The 18060-nt window shown below is 46.4% G+C and carries 17 protein-coding genes; 7 read left to right on the forward strand and 10 right to left on the reverse strand.

What is annotated here, in order from left to right:
• Positions 1–130: 130 nt before the first annotated feature.
• On the forward strand, positions 131–673 hold the full coding sequence (locus ACMXI2_RS28355; RefSeq protein ID WP_483779247.1) for a GNAT family N-acetyltransferase: 543 nt from the start codon (positions 131–133) through the stop codon (positions 671–673).
• On the opposite strand, the gene ACMXI2_RS28360 is transcribed toward ACMXI2_RS28355, so the two are convergent.
• Genes ACMXI2_RS28360 through ACMXI2_RS28370 form a run of 3 tightly spaced genes read right to left on the reverse strand, consistent with a single transcriptional unit; the run spans position 670 to position 3077 of the window.
• Complete coding sequence (locus tag ACMXI2_RS28360; protein WP_483782420.1) at positions 670–1470, reverse strand: APC family permease; 801 nt, start codon at positions 1468–1470, stop codon at positions 670–672. The two genes, ACMXI2_RS28355 and ACMXI2_RS28360, sit on opposite strands and share 4 nt — an antisense overlap.
• Complete coding sequence (locus ACMXI2_RS28365) at positions 1364–2125, reverse strand: amino acid permease (protein WP_483779248.1); 762 nt, start codon at positions 2123–2125, stop codon at positions 1364–1366. Before ACMXI2_RS28365 ends, ACMXI2_RS28360 begins: the two co-directional genes overlap by 107 nt.
• Before the next feature lie 58 nt (positions 2126–2183).
• A complete protein-coding gene (locus ACMXI2_RS28370; RefSeq protein ID WP_483779249.1) occupies positions 2184–3077 on the reverse strand; it encodes a hydroxypyruvate isomerase family protein in 894 nt (297 codons plus the stop codon).
• A 211-nt stretch (positions 3078–3288) separates the two neighbouring features.
• Here ACMXI2_RS28370 and ACMXI2_RS28375 point away from each other — a divergent pair, with 211 nt between their 5' ends.
• Entirely contained in the window at positions 3289–3570 is a 282-nt protein-coding gene (locus ACMXI2_RS28375) for a hypothetical protein (protein ID WP_483779250.1), read from the forward strand.
• Between the two features lie 73 nt (positions 3571–3643).
• Here the strand turns inward: ACMXI2_RS28375 and ACMXI2_RS28380 are convergent, their stop codons facing one another.
• Both ACMXI2_RS28380 and ACMXI2_RS28385 read right to left on the reverse strand, forming a co-directional pair.
• Entirely contained in the window at positions 3644–6508 is a 2865-nt protein-coding gene (locus ACMXI2_RS28380) for an outer membrane beta-barrel family protein (RefSeq protein WP_483779251.1), read from the reverse strand.
• Between the two features lie 42 nt (positions 6509–6550).
• A complete protein-coding gene (locus ACMXI2_RS28385; protein ID WP_483779252.1) occupies positions 6551–7339 on the reverse strand; it encodes a GLPGLI family protein in 789 nt (262 codons plus the stop codon).
• Positions 7340–7530: 191 nt separating this feature from the next.
• On the opposite strand from ACMXI2_RS28385, the gene ACMXI2_RS28390 reads away from it, so the two are divergent.
• On the forward strand, positions 7531–8970 hold the full coding sequence (locus ACMXI2_RS28390) for a sensor histidine kinase (RefSeq protein ID WP_483779253.1): 1440 nt from the start codon (positions 7531–7533) through the stop codon (positions 8968–8970).
• A gap of 17 nt (positions 8971–8987) precedes the next feature.
• A complete protein-coding gene (locus ACMXI2_RS28395; RefSeq protein WP_079471533.1) occupies positions 8988–9674 on the forward strand; it encodes a response regulator transcription factor in 687 nt (228 codons plus the stop codon).
• On the opposite strand, the gene ACMXI2_RS28400 is transcribed toward ACMXI2_RS28395, so the two are convergent.
• Positions 9671–10507, reverse strand: coding sequence for a sensor histidine kinase (locus ACMXI2_RS28400; RefSeq protein ID WP_483779254.1), 837 nt, complete (start codon positions 10505–10507; stop codon positions 9671–9673). The two genes, ACMXI2_RS28395 and ACMXI2_RS28400, sit on opposite strands and share 4 nt — an antisense overlap.
• Positions 10508–10525: 18 nt before the next feature.
• Between ACMXI2_RS28400 and pheS the strand changes: the two genes are divergently transcribed.
• The 3 genes from pheS (at position 10526) to ACMXI2_RS28415 (ending at position 13630) form a co-directional block, all read left to right on the forward strand.
• A complete protein-coding gene (gene pheS / locus ACMXI2_RS28405) occupies positions 10526–11638 on the forward strand; it encodes a phenylalanine--tRNA ligase subunit alpha (RefSeq protein WP_483779255.1) in 1113 nt (370 codons plus the stop codon).
• Between the two features lie 90 nt (positions 11639–11728).
• On the forward strand, positions 11729–12580 hold the full coding sequence (locus ACMXI2_RS28410) for a 3-hydroxyacyl-CoA dehydrogenase NAD-binding domain-containing protein (RefSeq protein ID WP_483779256.1): 852 nt from the start codon (positions 11729–11731) through the stop codon (positions 12578–12580).
• 51 nt (positions 12581–12631) lie between these two features.
• A complete protein-coding gene (locus ACMXI2_RS28415; RefSeq protein ID WP_483779257.1) occupies positions 12632–13630 on the forward strand; it encodes an NAD-dependent epimerase/dehydratase family protein in 999 nt (332 codons plus the stop codon).
• Here ACMXI2_RS28415 and ACMXI2_RS28420 read toward each other — a convergent pair.
• The 4 genes from ACMXI2_RS28420 to ACMXI2_RS28435 form a co-directional block, all read right to left on the reverse strand.
• The gene (locus ACMXI2_RS28420; protein ID WP_483779258.1) at positions 13608–14279 is read right to left on the reverse strand and encodes a hypothetical protein; all 672 of its coding nucleotides are present in this window, start codon (positions 14277–14279) and stop codon (positions 13608–13610) included. The genes ACMXI2_RS28415 and ACMXI2_RS28420 overlap by 23 nt on opposite strands.
• Before the next feature lie 67 nt (positions 14280–14346).
• Complete coding sequence (locus ACMXI2_RS28425; protein ID WP_483779259.1) at positions 14347–15294, reverse strand: UDP-3-O-(3-hydroxymyristoyl)glucosamine N-acyltransferase; 948 nt, start codon at positions 15292–15294, stop codon at positions 14347–14349.
• 659 nt (positions 15295–15953) lie between these two features.
• The gene (gene hemN / locus ACMXI2_RS28430) at positions 15954–17312 is read right to left on the reverse strand and encodes an oxygen-independent coproporphyrinogen III oxidase (RefSeq protein ID WP_483779260.1); all 1359 of its coding nucleotides are present in this window, start codon (positions 17310–17312) and stop codon (positions 15954–15956) included.
• On the reverse strand, positions 17296–18024 hold the full coding sequence (locus tag ACMXI2_RS28435) for a sulfite exporter TauE/SafE family protein (protein ID WP_483779261.1): 729 nt from the start codon (positions 18022–18024) through the stop codon (positions 17296–17298). Before ACMXI2_RS28435 ends, hemN begins: the two co-directional genes overlap by 17 nt.
• Positions 18025–18060: the final 36 nt, after the last annotated feature.

Raw genomic sequence — 18060 nt, forward strand, 5'->3', positions numbered from 1 at the left:
AATAGAGAATAAACAGCCGCGGGCTTTTAGTTTTTGTACAATAAAAACTAAAGGTCAGCGGCTATTTACTGCCCGCAGGTTGGATTTTACGGGAAATCGATGTAAGTTTAACGCCCTTTTAAATCCAGTTATGTTCGAAGTAACCGTTAATGAAAACATATACCTCCGGCAGCTACAGGTGCAGGATGCCCCTTTGGTATATAAACAACTGGATGTATCGCGTAAAAGCCTGCGCAGATTTTTACCCTGGGTAGATTATAATACCAACGAAGAACATTCTCTCCGTTTTATACAGCTGATGTTGCGCAAAGCCGAAGAGCAGGAAGCCATCGCACTGGGCGTATGGTACAAAGAGGAGTTTTGCGGGGTTATTGATCTTCATGGATGGGATCATCAGTTGCAGAAAGCAGAAATAGGTTATTGGATAGGAGAAGCTTTTCAGCGGAAGGGCATTGCTACCGCTGCGTGCAAAGGACTCATTTCCTTTGCCTTCAAAAAACTTCACCTGAATAAAATAGAGATCCGCTTTGTGCTGCAAAACGAACGTAGCGGGCAAATCCCAATCAGACTGGGATTTGCCAGAGAAGGAACCCTGCGTCACAGCGCCAAACTGCATGGGCAGTATGTGGATATGGTGGTAATGGGCGTGTTGCGGCAGGACTGGAAATATTAGCTTTTCAGCTGGTTGCGTACTTTACTGTGTTTCTTACCGTAAAATTCATAGATCGCCATACCTATCGCCATCCATACGATGAGACGCAGCCAGGTATCCCAGGGCAGGAAAGCCATCATCACCGCGCAGGTGATAATGCCCATCAGCGGTACAAAGGGAACCCACGGTGTTTTAAATGCTCTCGGTGCGTCCGGCATAGAATACCGCATGATCCAAACCCCCGCGCATACGATCACAAACGCCAGCAGGGTACCAATGCTGGTCATCTCTCCTACTACCCTTACCGGTACCAGCGCAGCAAACAAACTTACAAACACACAGAAAAGGATATTTGATTTCCAGGGGGTACGGTAACGGGGATGAACATCCGAAAAGATCTTTGGCAGTAGTCCATCTTTAGCCATACTGTAAAATACCCTCGATTGCCCCCAGAGGTCCACCAGGATCACGGATGTATAACCTACTATGATGGCCAGGATAATCATTTGGCCCAGCCATTTGTAAGGCGTGTGTGCAATGGCAATAGCTACCGGCGCCGCACTGTTTTTAAACTCTTTATAGGGCGCCAGTCCGGTGAGCACGTGGGAAAACAGAATGAAAAGGACCGTGCAAACAGCCAGTGATCCGAGGATGCCTATAGGCATATTACGCCGCGGATTTTTGGTTTCCTGCGCCGCGGTGCTCACAATATCAAAACCGAGGTATACAAAGAAGATTACACCTGCCCCCCGCAGAATACCGGATATACCGTATTCTCCAAAGGTGCCTGTGTTTTTTGGGAATATAGGGGGTGAGATTAGCTGGTTGTATATACTTCCAGCCCAGGGCTATGAAAACAAGTACTACGCCCACTTTGAGCGACACCACCACTGCGTTCCAGATGGCCGAACCTTTGGTGCCGCGCATCAGGATAGCCGACATGAGGATAATGACCAATGCTGCAGGAAGATTGAAATAGCCGTGGGTGGTTACACCGTTTGCCAGCGTTACCGTTTCAAACGGGGAGTGCGAAAACTGCGCGGGAACGTAAATTTTGTATCCTGCAAGAAAGGCTACCAGGTAGTTAGACCAGCTGATGGCCACTGTGGCGGCGCCCACGGAAAATTCAAGCACCAGGTCCCACCCGATGATCCAGGCAAGCCGCTCCCCCATTGTCGTATAGGCGTAGGTGTAGGCGCTCCCCGCTACGGGGATCATGGAGGCAAATTCAGCATAGCAAAGGCCGGCAAAAGCACAGCCAATACCGGCCACTATAAAGGAAAGTGTAACTGCCGGCCCGGCGTTATTGCCGGCTGCAGGTCCTGTAAGGGAAAATAATCCCGCGCCGATAATAACACCCAGGCCCAGCATCAGCAGCTGAAAGCCATTCAGCGTGCGTTTGAGGGTATCTTTACTTTCACTGGCCGACTCGTTGAGCAGCCATGATAAAGGCTTTTTGTAAGATTGATTCATGTTGTATACCCTACTGTTTTAGTAGACTGGTCCGCGAAAGTAGGATATATTTATGAATTTAAGCCAGATCACAGATGCCTATGGCCTGACGGAGCGATGCGATCTGGTCTTTATGGGCAGGAATAAACTCCTGGGCCACATGGCCTTTAAAGCCGGTTTCGTAGATCGCTTTCATAATAGCCGGGTAGTACAGCTCCTGGGTTTCATCAATTTCATGACGGCCCGGTACTCCGCCGGTGTGGTAATGCGCAATGTAATCGTGGTGGTCGCGGATATTACGGATTACATCCCCTTCCATGATCTGCATGTGGTAAATGTCGTATAACAGCTTAAAATTGGGAGAACCCAATGATTTACAGAGTTCTACGCCCCAGGCGGTATGATCGCACTGGTAGTCGTGGTGATCTACTTTGCTGTTCAGCAGCTCCATTACCAGTGTTACCTTTTTCTTTTCTGCATAGCCGATAATGCGTTGCAGACCTTTGGTGCAGTTTTCAATGCCCTGTTGATCGCTCATACCATTACGGTTGCCCGAAAAGCAGATCAGGTTGGTGAAACCGGCTTTTGCGGTTTCATCTATATAATGTTTAAAATATTCTTCCAGTTTATCGTGGTGGGCAATGGTGTTAAACCCTTTGCCAATATTCCATTCTGGTCCGTTACTGGCTACCATAGCGGTGATCATGTCATTCTTCTTCAGGATGTCGAAATCTTTCGGATCAACGAGGTCGATAGAATGAATGCCTATTTGTTTGGCGGCCTTACACAGTTCATCCAGTGGAATATTGTAACACCAGGCGCATACCGAATGGTTAATTTTGCCTTTTAGTTTTTCATCTACAGCCTGGTCGTGTGCAGATACCCTGGTAGAGAGGGATGATAGTGCGGTGGATGCGAATGCCATAGTGGCCACTTTCTTAATCATATCGCGGCGTGAGTTTTCCTGGTGCATAAAAAGGTTTGCTTTAAAACTGCCATCAATGTAGGCGAAATTATGTTTACTTACAAGCCCCTGCCGCCTTTTGGGGTGAAAAGAGCGTGGAAATACGGATTTTATTTTTTCCGTAGAACCAACCGCGCTCATCCTGCGTTTATATAGTAACTTGCAGTTAGTTTAGAGTTTGGTAAGTAATTTGTTTAAGTATTGAAAAGCGGAGGTTGATATGGAAAAAAAATATACTCCCAGTTTATGGATCTGCATCCTGATGGACCTTTTAGGATGCGCCAGTTACGCAGTTCCGGTATTAGGAGACGTCAGTGACTTTATCTGGGCCCCGATTTCTGCCATCATTTTCTACCGTATGTTTGGCGGCACTCTTGGTACTTTCGGTAGTGTTTTTAACTTTATGGAAGAGTTATTTCCAGGCACCGATTTTATTCCCACCTTTACCCTCTCCTGGATACTGAAGCGGGTAACGGCTCCCAGAAGAACGATGTCTATTTAAATTATTCATTGAAATAACAAGGGCCTTATTAATCAGCAAGGATTAATAAGGCCTTTTTCTATAAATAGGTAACTCAGAAGCCTCTTGGTCTCATTCCGCCACGGCCGCCTCCCGGAGGGAAGCCCATCATGCGGCCGCCTCTTTCTCCTTTACCGGTATTACCTCCAAACTTATTCAGGAAGTAAGTGAAGCTCACCATAAAGTACTGTTGTAACACATTGCTCTGCACATCCTGGATGTAGTTATCTGCCACGGTACGGGATACGCTGATATATTGCCTTAGCAGATCAAATCCCTGGATCTTGATCATCCCCTGTTTTTTCGGGAATACGTATTTTGAAACGTTCGCGTTCCACATGGTGGAGGTAAGGTTGTATCCCGCCTGACGGCCACGGTTCATGGTACAGGTAATATCGCTGCCTATCATGAAGCCCAGCGGCAGGTTGATGTTGAAGTCGGTATTGATATTGTAATCCAGGTAGCGGGTATCATTTGCGCCTGCGCTGACCTGTGAATAGTTGGTGGCATTGAAATTAACGCTGCCGCCCAGTGAAATATCAAACAGCTCCTTGTACATATAACTTACGTTGGCGGATTGTGACAATTGCAGCGAGTTGGTACTGCTGTTAATGCCATTGCTTACAATTACATCTTTATTATAACTCACCGAAGTTCCTGTGTTCAGGTTTTGTCCTGGTGTTTTAGATAAAGGAATGGAGTTGTGCACCATACCGGAAATATTGTAGTTGCCATTTACGTTTACCGGCCTCACCGTTTGCTTACCTGTTTCAGGATCAAGGGTGGTAGCATTGATAATTTTATTCACGGTATAGCCGCCGTTCAACCGTGCAAACATACCCCGGAAGGTGATGTTGTTAAATGAGTTGTAATTAACGCTCAGATTATTGGTGAAAGATGGTTTCAGGTCGGGATTACCCAGCTGGATATACAAGGGGTTACTGTTGTCCGGCACGGGCGCCAGCTGTTGTACAGATGGCTGCTGTGTATTTCCGTTGTAGTTTATTCGTAACCGTTTGTTTTTGGAAAAGGTATAGTTAAAAGATGCCTGCGGAGAGAAGTTGACCGTGTTTTGTGTGATCAGGCTATCTTTCCCGGTAAGGAAGGAATACGTGTTATTATCCAGGCTATTAAACAACACATTTAACCCTATGGAGTAATCATATTTCAGCTTGTTGGTGCGTATGGCAAAGCCGGCCTGCTGGTTCAATGTACTGTTGGTAAAAGAATTGCTCAGCGAATCGTTCATGATATTGTACTCTCCTTTCGCATCATCATAATCGTAGGTGTATTTGGTACTGGTGCTGTTGTATTTTGTGATGCCATAATTTGCTTCCAGGAAACGGTCCCTTCCCAACGGTTCTGTATAGGTTAGGTTCACCCCTTCATTACGGCTATTGGTATTTATTTGATTGCGCTGATTGAAGTTAACAATACTGTCGGCAGAAACGTAATTGATACTTGACTTCACGTAGTTCTCCTGGTCATTATCACTGTTGTTGTAATTAAAGTTAAGGCTTAGTGTGCGACCTGGTTTTTTGAACCGCTTGCGGAACAGCAGTGAGCCGCCATAATTTTCATTGTGGCCCTGACCATCATTGTAGGTAAGCCCCCGGTTCAGGGTATCCTTGTTGGTGTTTAGCGACAGGTTGTCTGTAACACTGTAGCTGTTGCCGTTTGTAAAGGAATACGTTGGTGAAAAGATCAGTGAATGAAAGGAGTCGATTGTATATTCCACCCTGGCAGAAAAGCGGTTGTTGCTGTTATCTGTTTGGGAGGTGGAATTGGTGTTATCGTAGTTGGTGGTGGCGTTGCCTTGTTTATCTGTACTGAATGTTTGCTTTGCCGTTTTTTGTTCTATATTATTTTTGGTATCATTAAAAAAGTAGCTGCCGTTAACGATCAGGTTTTTACTGAAGTCCTGGTTGAAGTTGAGGCCGGTGTTCCAGTTGCGGGTGATACCGGAGTTGTTACCATCGCCCATGAGCTGTTGCATACCACGTCCGCCGCCGCGGCCGCCGCCTCTCCCACCACCGGCAGAACTGAAGCTCATCGCGTCTTGTTGGGTATAGCCCATATTGTTTACGTTATTACCGCCGCCGAGCAAAGACATCTGCTGGTTTTCCCTGAAGCGGTTTAAGCTGAGGGATACGCCATAGCGGTCGTCGGTACCATAGCCTGCCGTAGCGCGGCCAAACAATCCTTTCTTTTTATCTTTCTTAATGGTGATGTTGATTGTTTTTTCTGTTTGCCCGTCGTCGATTTGTGTGAACTGTGCCTGGTCAGATTTTCTGTCTATCAGCTGTACTTTATCAATAATATTGGCCGGAAGGTTTTTGGTGGCCAGTTTGGGATCGTTGCCGAAAAAAGGTTTGCCATCTACCAATACCCGGGTAACGGTTTCCCCCTGTGCGGTAATAGCGCCGTCTTTATCTACAGTAACCCCCGGAAGCTTCTTTAGAAGGTCTTCTACCACTGCATTTTCGCGGGTTTTAAATGCATCGGCATTAAATTCAAGGGTGTCTTTTTTAACTACAATGGGTGGTTTCTCGTCCAGTATTTCCACGGCATTCAGATTTACTCCTTTAAGCACCATAGGGATGTTGCCGAGAGATAATTCTTTATGGTCCTGGTTAATCTGTATTGATTTGTTGATGGGTTTATAGCCCAGGAAGCTTACGTACAGGCGGTATGCGCCATCGGCGATGTTGGTTAGTTCAAAGTTGCCTTTGTTGTCTGTCATGGTGGTAGTGGCAACGCTGGAGTCTTTTGCGTTTAGTAATACAACCGTGGCAGCGGGCATGGCATCCGTGGAGGTAGAGTCAGTCAGTTGGCCTTTAATCTTTCCTTGTTGAGCCTGAGCCTGGGCATGTATAATGCCCAAACCCAGTATCAGCAAGAGTTGTATAAGTTTCTTCATAAATGAATTTAACAGGAAGGGGAAAGTTAGGATGAAATTTATTTATTGTTGTTGCCGCTTACGTAATTTCTCCATTTCCTGTTTCCTGATTTCTCTCATCTGTTCCTGGGTTACTTTTTCTGCACCGGCAGGAATGCTGAGATCCGTATCTGTTACAGCTTTCAGGCTAACGCTTTTTGCGGTGAATGCGCGTTTGCTGCCTTCGGCAGAAAGGACTACGGCATTGCTGTCGGGTAATAATCCGTTCACCGGGGAGAAGCTGAAAGGTAAATCGGTGGTATACCAAACGGTGTAAGTATCGTCTTTCAGCTGTATGGTGGCCTTTTTACAATTGTATCCTGCAATCTTTTTTGTTTTGTCGGACGACTTGTTATTAGCGGTAAAGATGAAATCTTCTTCCGTATAATAAGTTTTCTTATCATCGCCAAAGGTGCTGAACACCTGCTTATACTTCTTATTGGCCAGGTCTACATATTGTGCGTTACCACCCCGTCCCATGCCCATACCCATGCCACCGGGGCCTTGCCGGCGTGGATTACGGGTGCTGGTATCTCCTCCGGGGCGTTGTCTCCTGCCGCCGAAGCCACCGCCTTCGGGGCGTTCTGTAGTTAGTTTGCCGAGGTTGTTGCTAAAAGTGAATACCTGTTTAAAGGTGATAACATCCGGTATTTCGGGTGCATCGTCGCCACCACGCTGGAATCCGCGCATACGTTCGGGATCTGTTTTGGCGGTTACTTCATATTCTATCACTCCTGATTGTTGTGCAAATACCTGGCTGGTAGCAGATAAGAGCGTAGCTGCTGCGATGAATAAACGGATAGTTTGGTTCATACCTGATTGATTTTATAGCAAATGTGAATCTTCGCCTTCATTTTTTCGGTTAAAAAGCTTTATTTACTGTTATTTACTGTTAAGGGCTGTCTGTAAGCGTTAATCTTCCTTATTTACTGTTAATTACTGTTAAGGGATTGTCTTGTTTTCCCTGTGGAATGGATAGTTTTGTAAGGATCTTAAAATCTTTCATGCGACAAAGAATCAGAAATATTCTCATCCTCATGTCTGTCTGTATCCTGGGCATATTTCTGTTCCAGGGATACTGGCTGTATAATTCATACAAATTAAGAGAGGAACAGTTCAATAAAGAGATCAATGAATCGCTGCGGATGGCCGTGTTCAATAAGCAGTTTTCTGATGTACGCCGCTATATCCGTTATTTCGGAAAGGATAAAGACTCGCTGAAATTACCCATGCGCGGACTGGCAGATCAGCTGGAAGAAATAGGCATGCCTAAAGGCCGGCGCTTCAAGGGGCAGCATTACGACCGCTACCCGGGACAGCCCCGGGCAACAGCCTTCCCGGGCGATTCGCCCAGCAGGATATATGTGGATACACTGGCCAGGCAGATCTCCGAGTTCCTCATTACCAGCAACTTACATGACGATAGTACCAATCTTAAAAAACTGGATTCCGTATTCAAAGTGGAGCTGGCCAACCGCCAGATAGCCACGCCCTATGAACTGGATACCTTCCACCTGAACTACAGCGGCTTTGAAAGGGAAACGTTCAGAGACAGCATCCGCCGGAGAGAACCCAGGCAAACGGCTAAAATTCCTTTTAACCCAGCCAGCAACTTATTCGTACAGGCCAGCTTCGATTCCCCCCTGCAGTTTATTTTACAGAAGATGATCTGGACCCTGCTCAGCTCACTGGTATTACTGGTACTTACTACTCTCAGTTTTATGTATATGCTCAGAACAATTCTCAAGCAAAAAAAGCTGTCGGAAGTAAAGAATGATTTTATCAATAACATGACGCATGAGCTGAAAACGCCCATTGCAACAGTGTCTGCAGCGGTGGAGGCATTGCAGAATTTCAATGCCCTGAACGACCAGCGTAAAACACAAACATATCTCGATATATCAAAAAATGAACTGCAGCGTTTATCAGACCTCGTGGAAAAAGTATTGCACATCGCTGCCGAAGAAAAAGAGGATATTGAATTATTCCGGGAGGAAACAGACCTGAACGAAGTGATTGATAATATCCTTTCCAACCACCAGCTTAAAGCAGGAAAACAGCTACAGGTGCGTTATGATAATAACCTGGCCGGCAAAACCGTGTTTGTTGATAAAACGCACCTGGCCAGCGCTATCAACAACCTGGTGGATAACGCCATTAAGTACTCCGGCGAACATGTGCAATTATATCTGCAAACCAGCCTGGAGAACGGTATCTTAAAGATCCGGGTAAAAGATAATGGCATTGGTATTCCGAAGGTATACCAGGGCAGTATCTTTGATAAGTTTTTCAGGGTGCCTACCGGCAATCTCCATAACGTAAAAGGATTTGGCCTGGGATTAAGTTACGTGCGGAAAATAGTGGAAATGCATGGCGGCTCCATACAGGTGCAAAGTGAACCGGATAAAGGCAGCGAATTTACCATTATCATCCCTTCTGCTTAACCATATAAAAGTGATTTATGCCCAAAGTATTATTGATAGAAGATGAAGTGCAGCTCGGACAAATTGTGAAAGACAGCCTTGAAATGCGGGGATTTGAAATGTTGTATGCAGCCGACGGCAAAGAAGGACTGCGCATATACCAGCAGGAACATCCTGATGTAGTGGTGCTGGACATCATGATGCCCAACATGGACGGCTTTTCGGTGACGGCAGAGATCCGTAAGCAGGATAAATTCACTCCTATCATTTTCCTGACCGCCAAATCCCAGACGGCCGATGTGGTGAAGGGCTTTGAACTGGGCGGCAACGACTACCTGAAAAAGCCTTTCAGTATGGACGAGCTGATTGTGCGCATTACGGCGCTGCTGAAACGTTTCGGCGACAACCCCGGCACCCGTGAAATGGAAGAAGGCGCTGTAACCATTGGCCAGTATATTTTTAACTACACCAAACAAACGCTTGCCCGTAATAATTCCATCGAGTTCCTGTCGCACCGGGAGGCCGCTATTTTACGTCGTTTATACGACAACAAGAATGAAGTAATGGAGCGTAAAGCTGTACTGCTGGACCTTTGGGGAGATGACAACTTTTTCAATGCCCGCAGTATGGACGTATTTATCACGAAACTCCGCCGGTACCTGAAAGATGATTCCCGTGTACAGATCGTAAACATCCGGGGAGTGGGCTACAAACTGATTTTTTAACGGCTCATGGCCGGGTCGGATTCAAAGGTAATATACACGCGGGTACCCTCTACGGTGTTCTCTGCTCCGGGCATATCGGAGATTTCAATATTAAATTGTTTCTGGTACATGGTTCGGTAAAGGGTGGCCCTTTCCATGCATATTTCCATGCCCCGGGAGTGATGGTTGGTGCTTTTCAGCCCGTCGTGATGATATTGCAGGGCCTGTACCCTTCCAATGCCATTGTCTGTTACCTCGCAGGCATACAGGTTTGGTGCCAGCTGCATCCACTGGATCTGCAGTTGCCTGTTTGTACGCTTATGCATCAGGCCATGCCAGATGGCATTTTCCACAAAAGGTTGTACCAGCATACAGGGCACGTATAAGGCCGACGGGGAGATTTGCGGATCGGTATAGAGCGTATACTCAAACCCGTTATTAGTGCGCATTTGCTCCAGTTTCAGGTAGAGCTCCAGCATATCGGCTTCTTCCTGCAGGGGGATAAAATCTTTATCAGCCAGCATTAATACCTTTCGGAGCAGACCGGCAAACCGGGAAATATATTCCTGTGCCAGCCCTGTTTCCCCGGTCATCAGGGCGGTGTAAATGCCGTTGAGGCAATTAAACTGGAAATGTGGGTTTACCTGTGACTTCAGGTTCACCAGTTTTAGTTCAGTCAGCTGTTTGCGGAGAAGGAGCAGGGAAGCCTCCTGTTGGTGGCTATTCCGGATTAAAGCTTCGCTGCTACCTCTGAAAAGAAGGTAACGGGAACGGTAATGCAGACAAAGGAGAAAAAAAATGGCGGTGCCGGCTGCAGCCAGTATCAGTATAACAGTATGTGTAGTGACAGGCATAACCCTTTCGATTTGCTCATGAAAATATACGTCATTTCCGGGAAAAAAGGAGCAGTGGGTAAACCTCTTCAGTTTACACCTAAACGCTTATCTTTGTGGTTTATGGAACAGTTAGTACAGCAAATAGCAGCCTACAAAGAAGAAATAGCGGCTTTTACGCCTGCCGGCGCAGCGGATCTGGAACAGTACCGCATAAAATTCCTGGGTACAAAAGGTATCGTGAAAGCTCTTTTCGGGGAGATGAAACAGGTACCGAATGACCGTAAGAAAGAATTCGGGCAGATATTAAACGAATTTAAACAACTCGCGGAATCCCGCTACGAGCAGTTCAGTGACCTTAAAGATGCTGGTGGCGCAACTGCCGGCGATATAGATTATACGTTGCCAGCCGCCCCTCACCGGTTAGGCACCAGGCACCCTATCAGCCTTGTAAGGAATAAGATCATCCGTATTTTTGAACGACTGGGCTTTACCATTGCGGAAGGGCCGGAAATTGAAGACGACTGGCACAACTTTACGGCATTGAACTTACCGGAAAATCACCCGGCCCGTGATATGCAGGATACTTTCTTTATCAGTAAAAATCCGGATTGGCTGCTGCGTACCCAAACTTCCTCTGCCCAGGTAAGGGTGATGGAAGAAGGCAAACTACCTATCCGCATCATCAGCCCGGGTAGAGTATACCGTAATGAAACTATTTCCGCCCGTGCACACTGCTTCTTCCACCAGGTAGAAGGACTGTACATCGACGAAAATGTTTCTTTCGCAGACCTCAAACAAACGCTGTATCACTTTGTCCAGGAAATGTTTGGCGAAAACATAGGTATCCGTTTCCGTCCTTCCTATTTCCCGTTCACAGAGCCCAGCGCGGAAATGGACATCGTATGCTTCATTTGCGGAGGTACCGGCTGTAGTGTATGCAAACAAACCGGCTGGGTGGAAATACTCGGCTGCGGAATGGTACATCCAAAAGTACTGGCCAACTGTGGCATCGACCCGGAAAAATATTCCGGCTTTGCCTTCGGGATGGGTATAGAACGTATTACCATGCTGAAATACCAGATTAAAGATCTGCGCCTGTTCTCTGAAAACGATACCCGTTTCCTGGAACAATTTGAAGGAGCAGTGTAAATATTTATTACCAGGCTATTTGGCTATTACATAAATGCAGCGGAACTCTCCGCTGCATTTATGTAATAGCCGGATGAAAAACCTCAAAAAGTGATTCAAACTATTGCCGTATGCGGCGCAGGCACAATGGGCGCCGGAATAGCACAAATAGCAGCCTACAGCGGATTTACTACTTTGTTGTTTGATATTCAGCAGGACGGCCTGGACAGGGCGAAAGCACAAATTGAGAAGAGCCTGACGGTAGCCGTGGAAAAAGGGAAACTGACCACTGCAGATAAGGACAGCATCCTGCAGCGGATCCGTTTTACTGCAGCTATCGAAGACTGTGTAGCCGACGTGATCATAGAGGCTATTGTAGAAAGAATAACCGCCAAAACAGCACTCTTTAACCAGCTGGCCGCTATCAATACTGCGGAAACCATTTTTGCTTCCAACACCTCTTCCCTTTCTATTTCTGAAATAGCTTCGGCTGTCAGCGTTCATCCGTCGAGGGTGGTGGGTATGCACTTCTTTAACCCTGCACACCTGATGAAACTGGTGGAAGTGGTAAGCGGAAAGGAAACGGCCCCGGAAGTAGCAGCAGCTGTTTATGAACTGGCGGAGAAGATGGGTAAAGTGCCGGTAAGGGTAAAAGATGCTCCCGGTTTTATTGTGAACAGGGTGGCCAGGCACTATTACCTGGAGGCTATGCATATTGCAGAACAGGGTCAGGCAGACTTCAGTACCATCGACCAGCTGCTGGAAGCAGCCGGGTTTAAAATGGGTCCTTTTGCATTAATGGACCTGATAGGTAACGATATCAACCTGGCAGTAACGCAGTCCCTGTATGATGCTTTTCAGCAGGCGCCCCGTTTTAAACCTAATGTGCTGCAGGAACAACGGGTAAAGGAAGGTAAGCTGGGACGTAAAACAGGATTAGGTTTTTACAGGTACGAACAATAACAGGTTTTAGTTATTTTTGAACCTCTTTCAGAAAAAAGAATTTTAGTCTTCATGATTTTAGTCACCGGTGGTACAGGTTTTTTGGGGAGTCATTTAATCCGGGCATTGGTTGCCGCAGGGAAACCTGTGAGGGCATTGTACCGTAAACAACCTTCACCCCGGTTGCAGGATATTTCTGATAAAATAGAATGGGTACCAGGCGACATCCTGGACGTGTGCGCACTGGAAGATGCCATGACGGATGTAACACAGGTATATCACTGTGCTGCCATTGTTTCTTTCCAGGCGGCGGACAAAGACCGCCTGCTGAAAATTAACGCCGAAGGTACTGCCAATGTAGTGAATATGGCACTGGATGCGGGCGTTAAAAAGCTCCTGTATGTAAGTTCTGTAGCCGCTATCGGGAGGGCAAAGCCTGGTGCTGCCGTAAATGAGGAATGTGAATGGGAAGACAGTAAAAATAATTCCCGTTACAGCATCAGTAAGTTCCAGGGAGAGATGGAAGTATGGAGAGGTATTGCAGAAGGACTGGATGCTGTGATTGTGAACCCTGCCATTATCCTGGGTGCGGGCTTCTGGAACGAAGGCTCCGGCTCCCTGATCAAAAATGCCTGGAAAGAATTTCCCTATTACACACAGGGTGTAAATGGGTTTGTAGATGTGGAGGATGTGGTAGCTGCCATGATCCGGTTAATGGACAGCAACATCAACGAGGAGCGGTTTATCCTGGCGGCAGATAACTGGAGTTATCTGCAGTTATTTACCACTATGGCGCAGGCGCTTGGTAAGAAACCGCCGCATATTGCCGCAAAGCCCTGGATGGCCGAAGCGGTATGGCGTCTTGAAAAGGTAAAGGCGATGCTTACCGGTAAGCATCCGCTTATAACCAAAGAAACGGCCCGTACTGCCCAGCTCAAAGTATACTACGAAAACAACAAGATCTTAAAGGCTTTACCGGGGTTTCAGTTCCGGCCACTGGAAGAAACCATCCGGAATATTTCTGCAGCCTATCTCCGGGAACGCGGGGTTAAAACAGGAACGCCGCTATAGCAGCAGCCAGTGTTTTGGAGATCTCGGGAGACACTTCCCTGCTCATCCATACCCGGGGTTTTTCTCCCGGTACCACTGCCGCCACGGGTTGCCCGCGGTATTGAAATTCGTAGCACACATTTTCATAGGAATTTACTTTACCGAACCGGTTATTGGCGGTAATACGTATATCTGTATCCGTAGATCTTAATACGCCTGCCGGTTTGTTTTCATTCAGCTCCAGGTAATGAGGGCTTTTAATGATCATTTCCCAGCGTTTTAACGGCTCATTCTTCGTGCCGTTGATCAAGGCATAGCGAAGGTCCGCAGCTGCCGGCAAACCACTTAAGTAAGACGGTAAATCGCGGTTGGAAAACACAATTGCCGTAGTGTTCATGGTTTGTATCAACAGGTGTTCCTCATTGCCGTTCAGGTAAAAATTAAAGGCGTTTTTAGGGTCTTTGATGAAGGTAGCTTCCGCTACCCCGTTTTTACGGGAAGTAGTGGAATAAAGGCCAAAAGAAATGGTTTTAGCGGTAAGCCAGCCGTCTTTCACCTTCACCGCCCATTCCTGGTCGTTGGTGTATAGGGATGATTTAACGGCGGCAGGTTTAGTGGTGCTGCAACTCCAAAGCAACAGGGGGAGTAAGGCGGCAAACAAATATTTCATGAAGCGGGTGGTTTTGAATATGCTGAAACGCCGGGAAGTAGTGATGCTGCTTCCCGGCGTTGGATGATTACCTGGTTTCTTTTAGTTTCTCCCACATCTCGGGGATGCGTTTGATCCAGGCTAATTCTTTCTTTTTTACCCTGGCATCTTCTACCGGGGTGCCAAAGTATGTTTTACCTCCTTCGAGGGACGCAGGTACACCACTTTGTGCGAGTACAACAGCGCCTTTTCCGATGGTGAGATCTTTATTCACGCCTACCTGTCCCCAAAGGATCACATTGTCTTCGATTTTGGCTTTGCCGGCGATGCCTACCTGTGCAGCAATGAGGCAATTTCTGCCGATAACGGTACCATGACCTATATGGATCATGTTATCCAGTTTGGTACCCCGGCCTATGATGGTGTCGCCACTTACGCCTTTGTCGATGGTACAGCCGGCGCCCAGTTCCACATCACTTTCAATGATCACTCTTCCGCAACTCTCCAGCTTATCATACATCACTTCGCGCTCTGCTCTTTTCTTAAAGTAAAAAGCATCCGATCCGAGTACTGTTCCTGCATGGATAATTACGTTGTCTCCGATTTCACAGTAGTCATAAATCGTTACGTTGGGATGAATGAGACAGTTACGGCCAATACGCACATGATTGCCAATGAATACGTTGGGTTGAATAACAGTGCCTTCTCCTATCACGGCACTATCGCTGATGGCTTTGGTTGCTGCCTCAAATGGCCTGAATCTTTTAACCAGTTTTACATACGCACTGAAGGGGTCGTCCAGCACCAGAATTGCCTTGCCTTCCGGACAATCTACCTTTTTGTTAATGATAATGATTGTTGCTGCCGATTGCAGACTGGCGTTATAGTATTTCTCAAAGTCAACAAAGGAAATATCTCCCGGTGTAACCTTATGTATTTCATTGATGCCAGTGGCCATCAGTTGGCTGTTGCCAACCAGCTCTGCGCCTATATATGCTGCTATTTCCGTTACTGCAACAGGTGCTTCGAACTTCATATACTCTGAATTATTGAATAATGTTTAAGAGCAACAAAGGTAGTAAATCGGCGATTGCAACAATCAAAATATGAAGGCATGATAACGACGATCAGAAAGTTTCAACCTGCTGTTATCCACAATTATTTTAGTAGTGTGAATAAAATTTTTTGTAAATTTTTTCTTTTGTGATGAAATTCTTTTTAATATTGTGTAGGGAATTTTGTTTCCCTGTACTTACTAACCCATTCACATAACAAGAAAGTCTGATTGTTCCAACGGTCAGACTTTTTTTATTGCCTCTGAAACCCGCATGAATAAAGCGTTACAGCAGATCGCATTTTTATCTCACTAAAATTCATCACTACACCTTCCTTTTTTTCATCTCCATTTCCCGGTCAATGCATAACCCGGTCAACACCCCCGTTTTTTCAATTTCTGGGTTTTTCTGCCTCCAAAAGCAAAAAAAAACGCGGATTTTGTCTTTCTCAGGATTACGCTGATTATACTGATTACTTTGATTTTACTTTTTGGATTTTATAAATGATTTTAAAGGATTTGGAGAGATATAAGCGGGGATATTCGCTTATATCTCTCCAAATCCTTTAAAATCAAAAATGCTCAAATCCCTAATTCAGTATAATCAGCGTAATCCTGAGAAAGACAACATCCGCAAGACTTTATATAGCACTGCTAAACAATTGTGAATGTGGTACTTGTCGCCACAGCCTTGCATCAAAAGCCATACAGATGTTGCGGATAAAAGGTCTCCCTTCAGGTGTAACCACTACCTTCTGAGGCAGTACCTGCACCAGCCCATCCCTCTCCAGCTCCTGTAATCGCTGCAGGCCATCAATGATCGCATCACACTGTGTATCTGCTTTGTGCCAGGTAGTTTCAAATTGACACATCAGCTCATGAATATGCTTCCGCAGTAGTCCGTCTTCTTCGTTCAGTATATGACCGCGCACCACCGGAAACTCACCTTTGTTCACCAGTTCCTGGTAAGCATCTACCTTCTTCTCATTCTGTGCATAAGCATACCAGTTGTCGCCAATGGAAGATGCTCCCAAACCAACCAGCAGCGATGTAGGGGAATCAGTATAACCCATGAAGTTCCGGTGCAACCGCCCTTGCCGGAAAGCTTTGTGCAACGCCTCTTCCGGCAGTGCAAAATGATCCATACCAATCTCTGTATAACCATTACTATCAAACAGTAACTTACCCAATTCATACAGCTGCCGCTTCTCTTCATCTTTTGGCAGATCCGCTTCTGTATAACGACGCTGACCGGTTCCTTTTATCCAGGGTACATGTGCATAACTGTAAAAAGAGATCCTGTCGGGGCGTAACCGGACAACCTTATCAATTGTATGCTGCATACTTGTAAGCGTTTGCAACGGTAACCCATAGATCAGGTCAAAGTTGATAGAGGTGAATCCAATCTTCCTGGCGTTCTCTACTACGGATGCCACCATGCCAAAAGGTTGCAAACGGTTGATGATTTCCTGTACCCGCATATCAAAGTCCTGTATACCTAAACTGATCCTGCGGAAGCCGAGGTTATACAACGACTGAAGATGCTCCGGTGTGGTATTGCCCGGATGGCCTTCGAAACTTAAACTGGCATCAGGCAACAGCTCAGCAGTGCGGTAAATACCATTCAGTAACATCGCCAGGTGCGCTGCACTGAAAAAGGTAGGCGTGCCTCCGCCAAGATGTATTTCCCGGATACGGGGGCGTCCGCCGAAAGTATCCACATACAGCTGCCACTCCTTCAGCAGGGTTTCAATATAAGGGCCCTCTACCCCGTGATTAACCGTGATGTGTTTATTACAACCACAATATGTACACATACTCTCACAGAAAGGCAGGTGAATATATATACTGATCCCGTCTTTGCCATTCGACTCCAGGAATGATTTCTTCAACAGCGTTTTCCACTTTTCCGGATGAAAAGTATGCTCTTCCCAGTAAGGAACAGTGGGGTAACTGGTGTACCGCGGTGCGGCCACATTATATTTACTGATGAGGTTCATGATTTGATGGTTTATGACAACAATTTTCAACAACATGTTCACTATGAGGCGTCATCACCGGGCTGATGTAAGGAATGCCGAGGTTCAGCCCCCGGAGGATCAGCAACACACCCATGATACTGATCGCAACCGGTATCATGCTGCGCATCCGGTTACGTACCGGTATGCTGATCAGGTGACTGAAATAGCTAACACCGGCCATTGCAGGTAACGTACCTGCACCAAAGGCCGCCATGAACAACATTCCTTTCAGCACATCGCCGGAGGCAACTGCACCGGCAATACCGAGGTATACCAGTCCACATGGAAGGAGTCCGTTCAGAAAGCCGATGGCATATAAAGTATGAAAGCGCTGTTGCCGTAACAGGTTACCCAGCCGGGATTTTATTTTTGAAGTGAAAATATCCGGGAGATGCCTGCTTTTTGTTAATTTTATGCCGGTGTATTTCAATGTTACCAACACAAGTAGTAAACTCCCGGTGATGATCGATAACCATTGTTGTAAACCACCCAGGTATAATTGCCTGCCCAGCCAGCCAAACACTAATCCGAGGATGGCATAGGCACTGATGCGACCGGCGTTGTATAACAGGATGCCCGCTAACTTCCGGCTACCGTTGAGATGTTGTACCGGCAACGTTAATGCAATAGGACCACACATCCCTATACAGTGAAAGCTGCCCACAAACCCAAGTATAAATGAAGCGATCATAATGCGTATATCTTTTGTAATTTTTTAAATAACTAT

Source organism: Chitinophaga sp. G7 BAM 1005, from assembly GCF_057126945.1.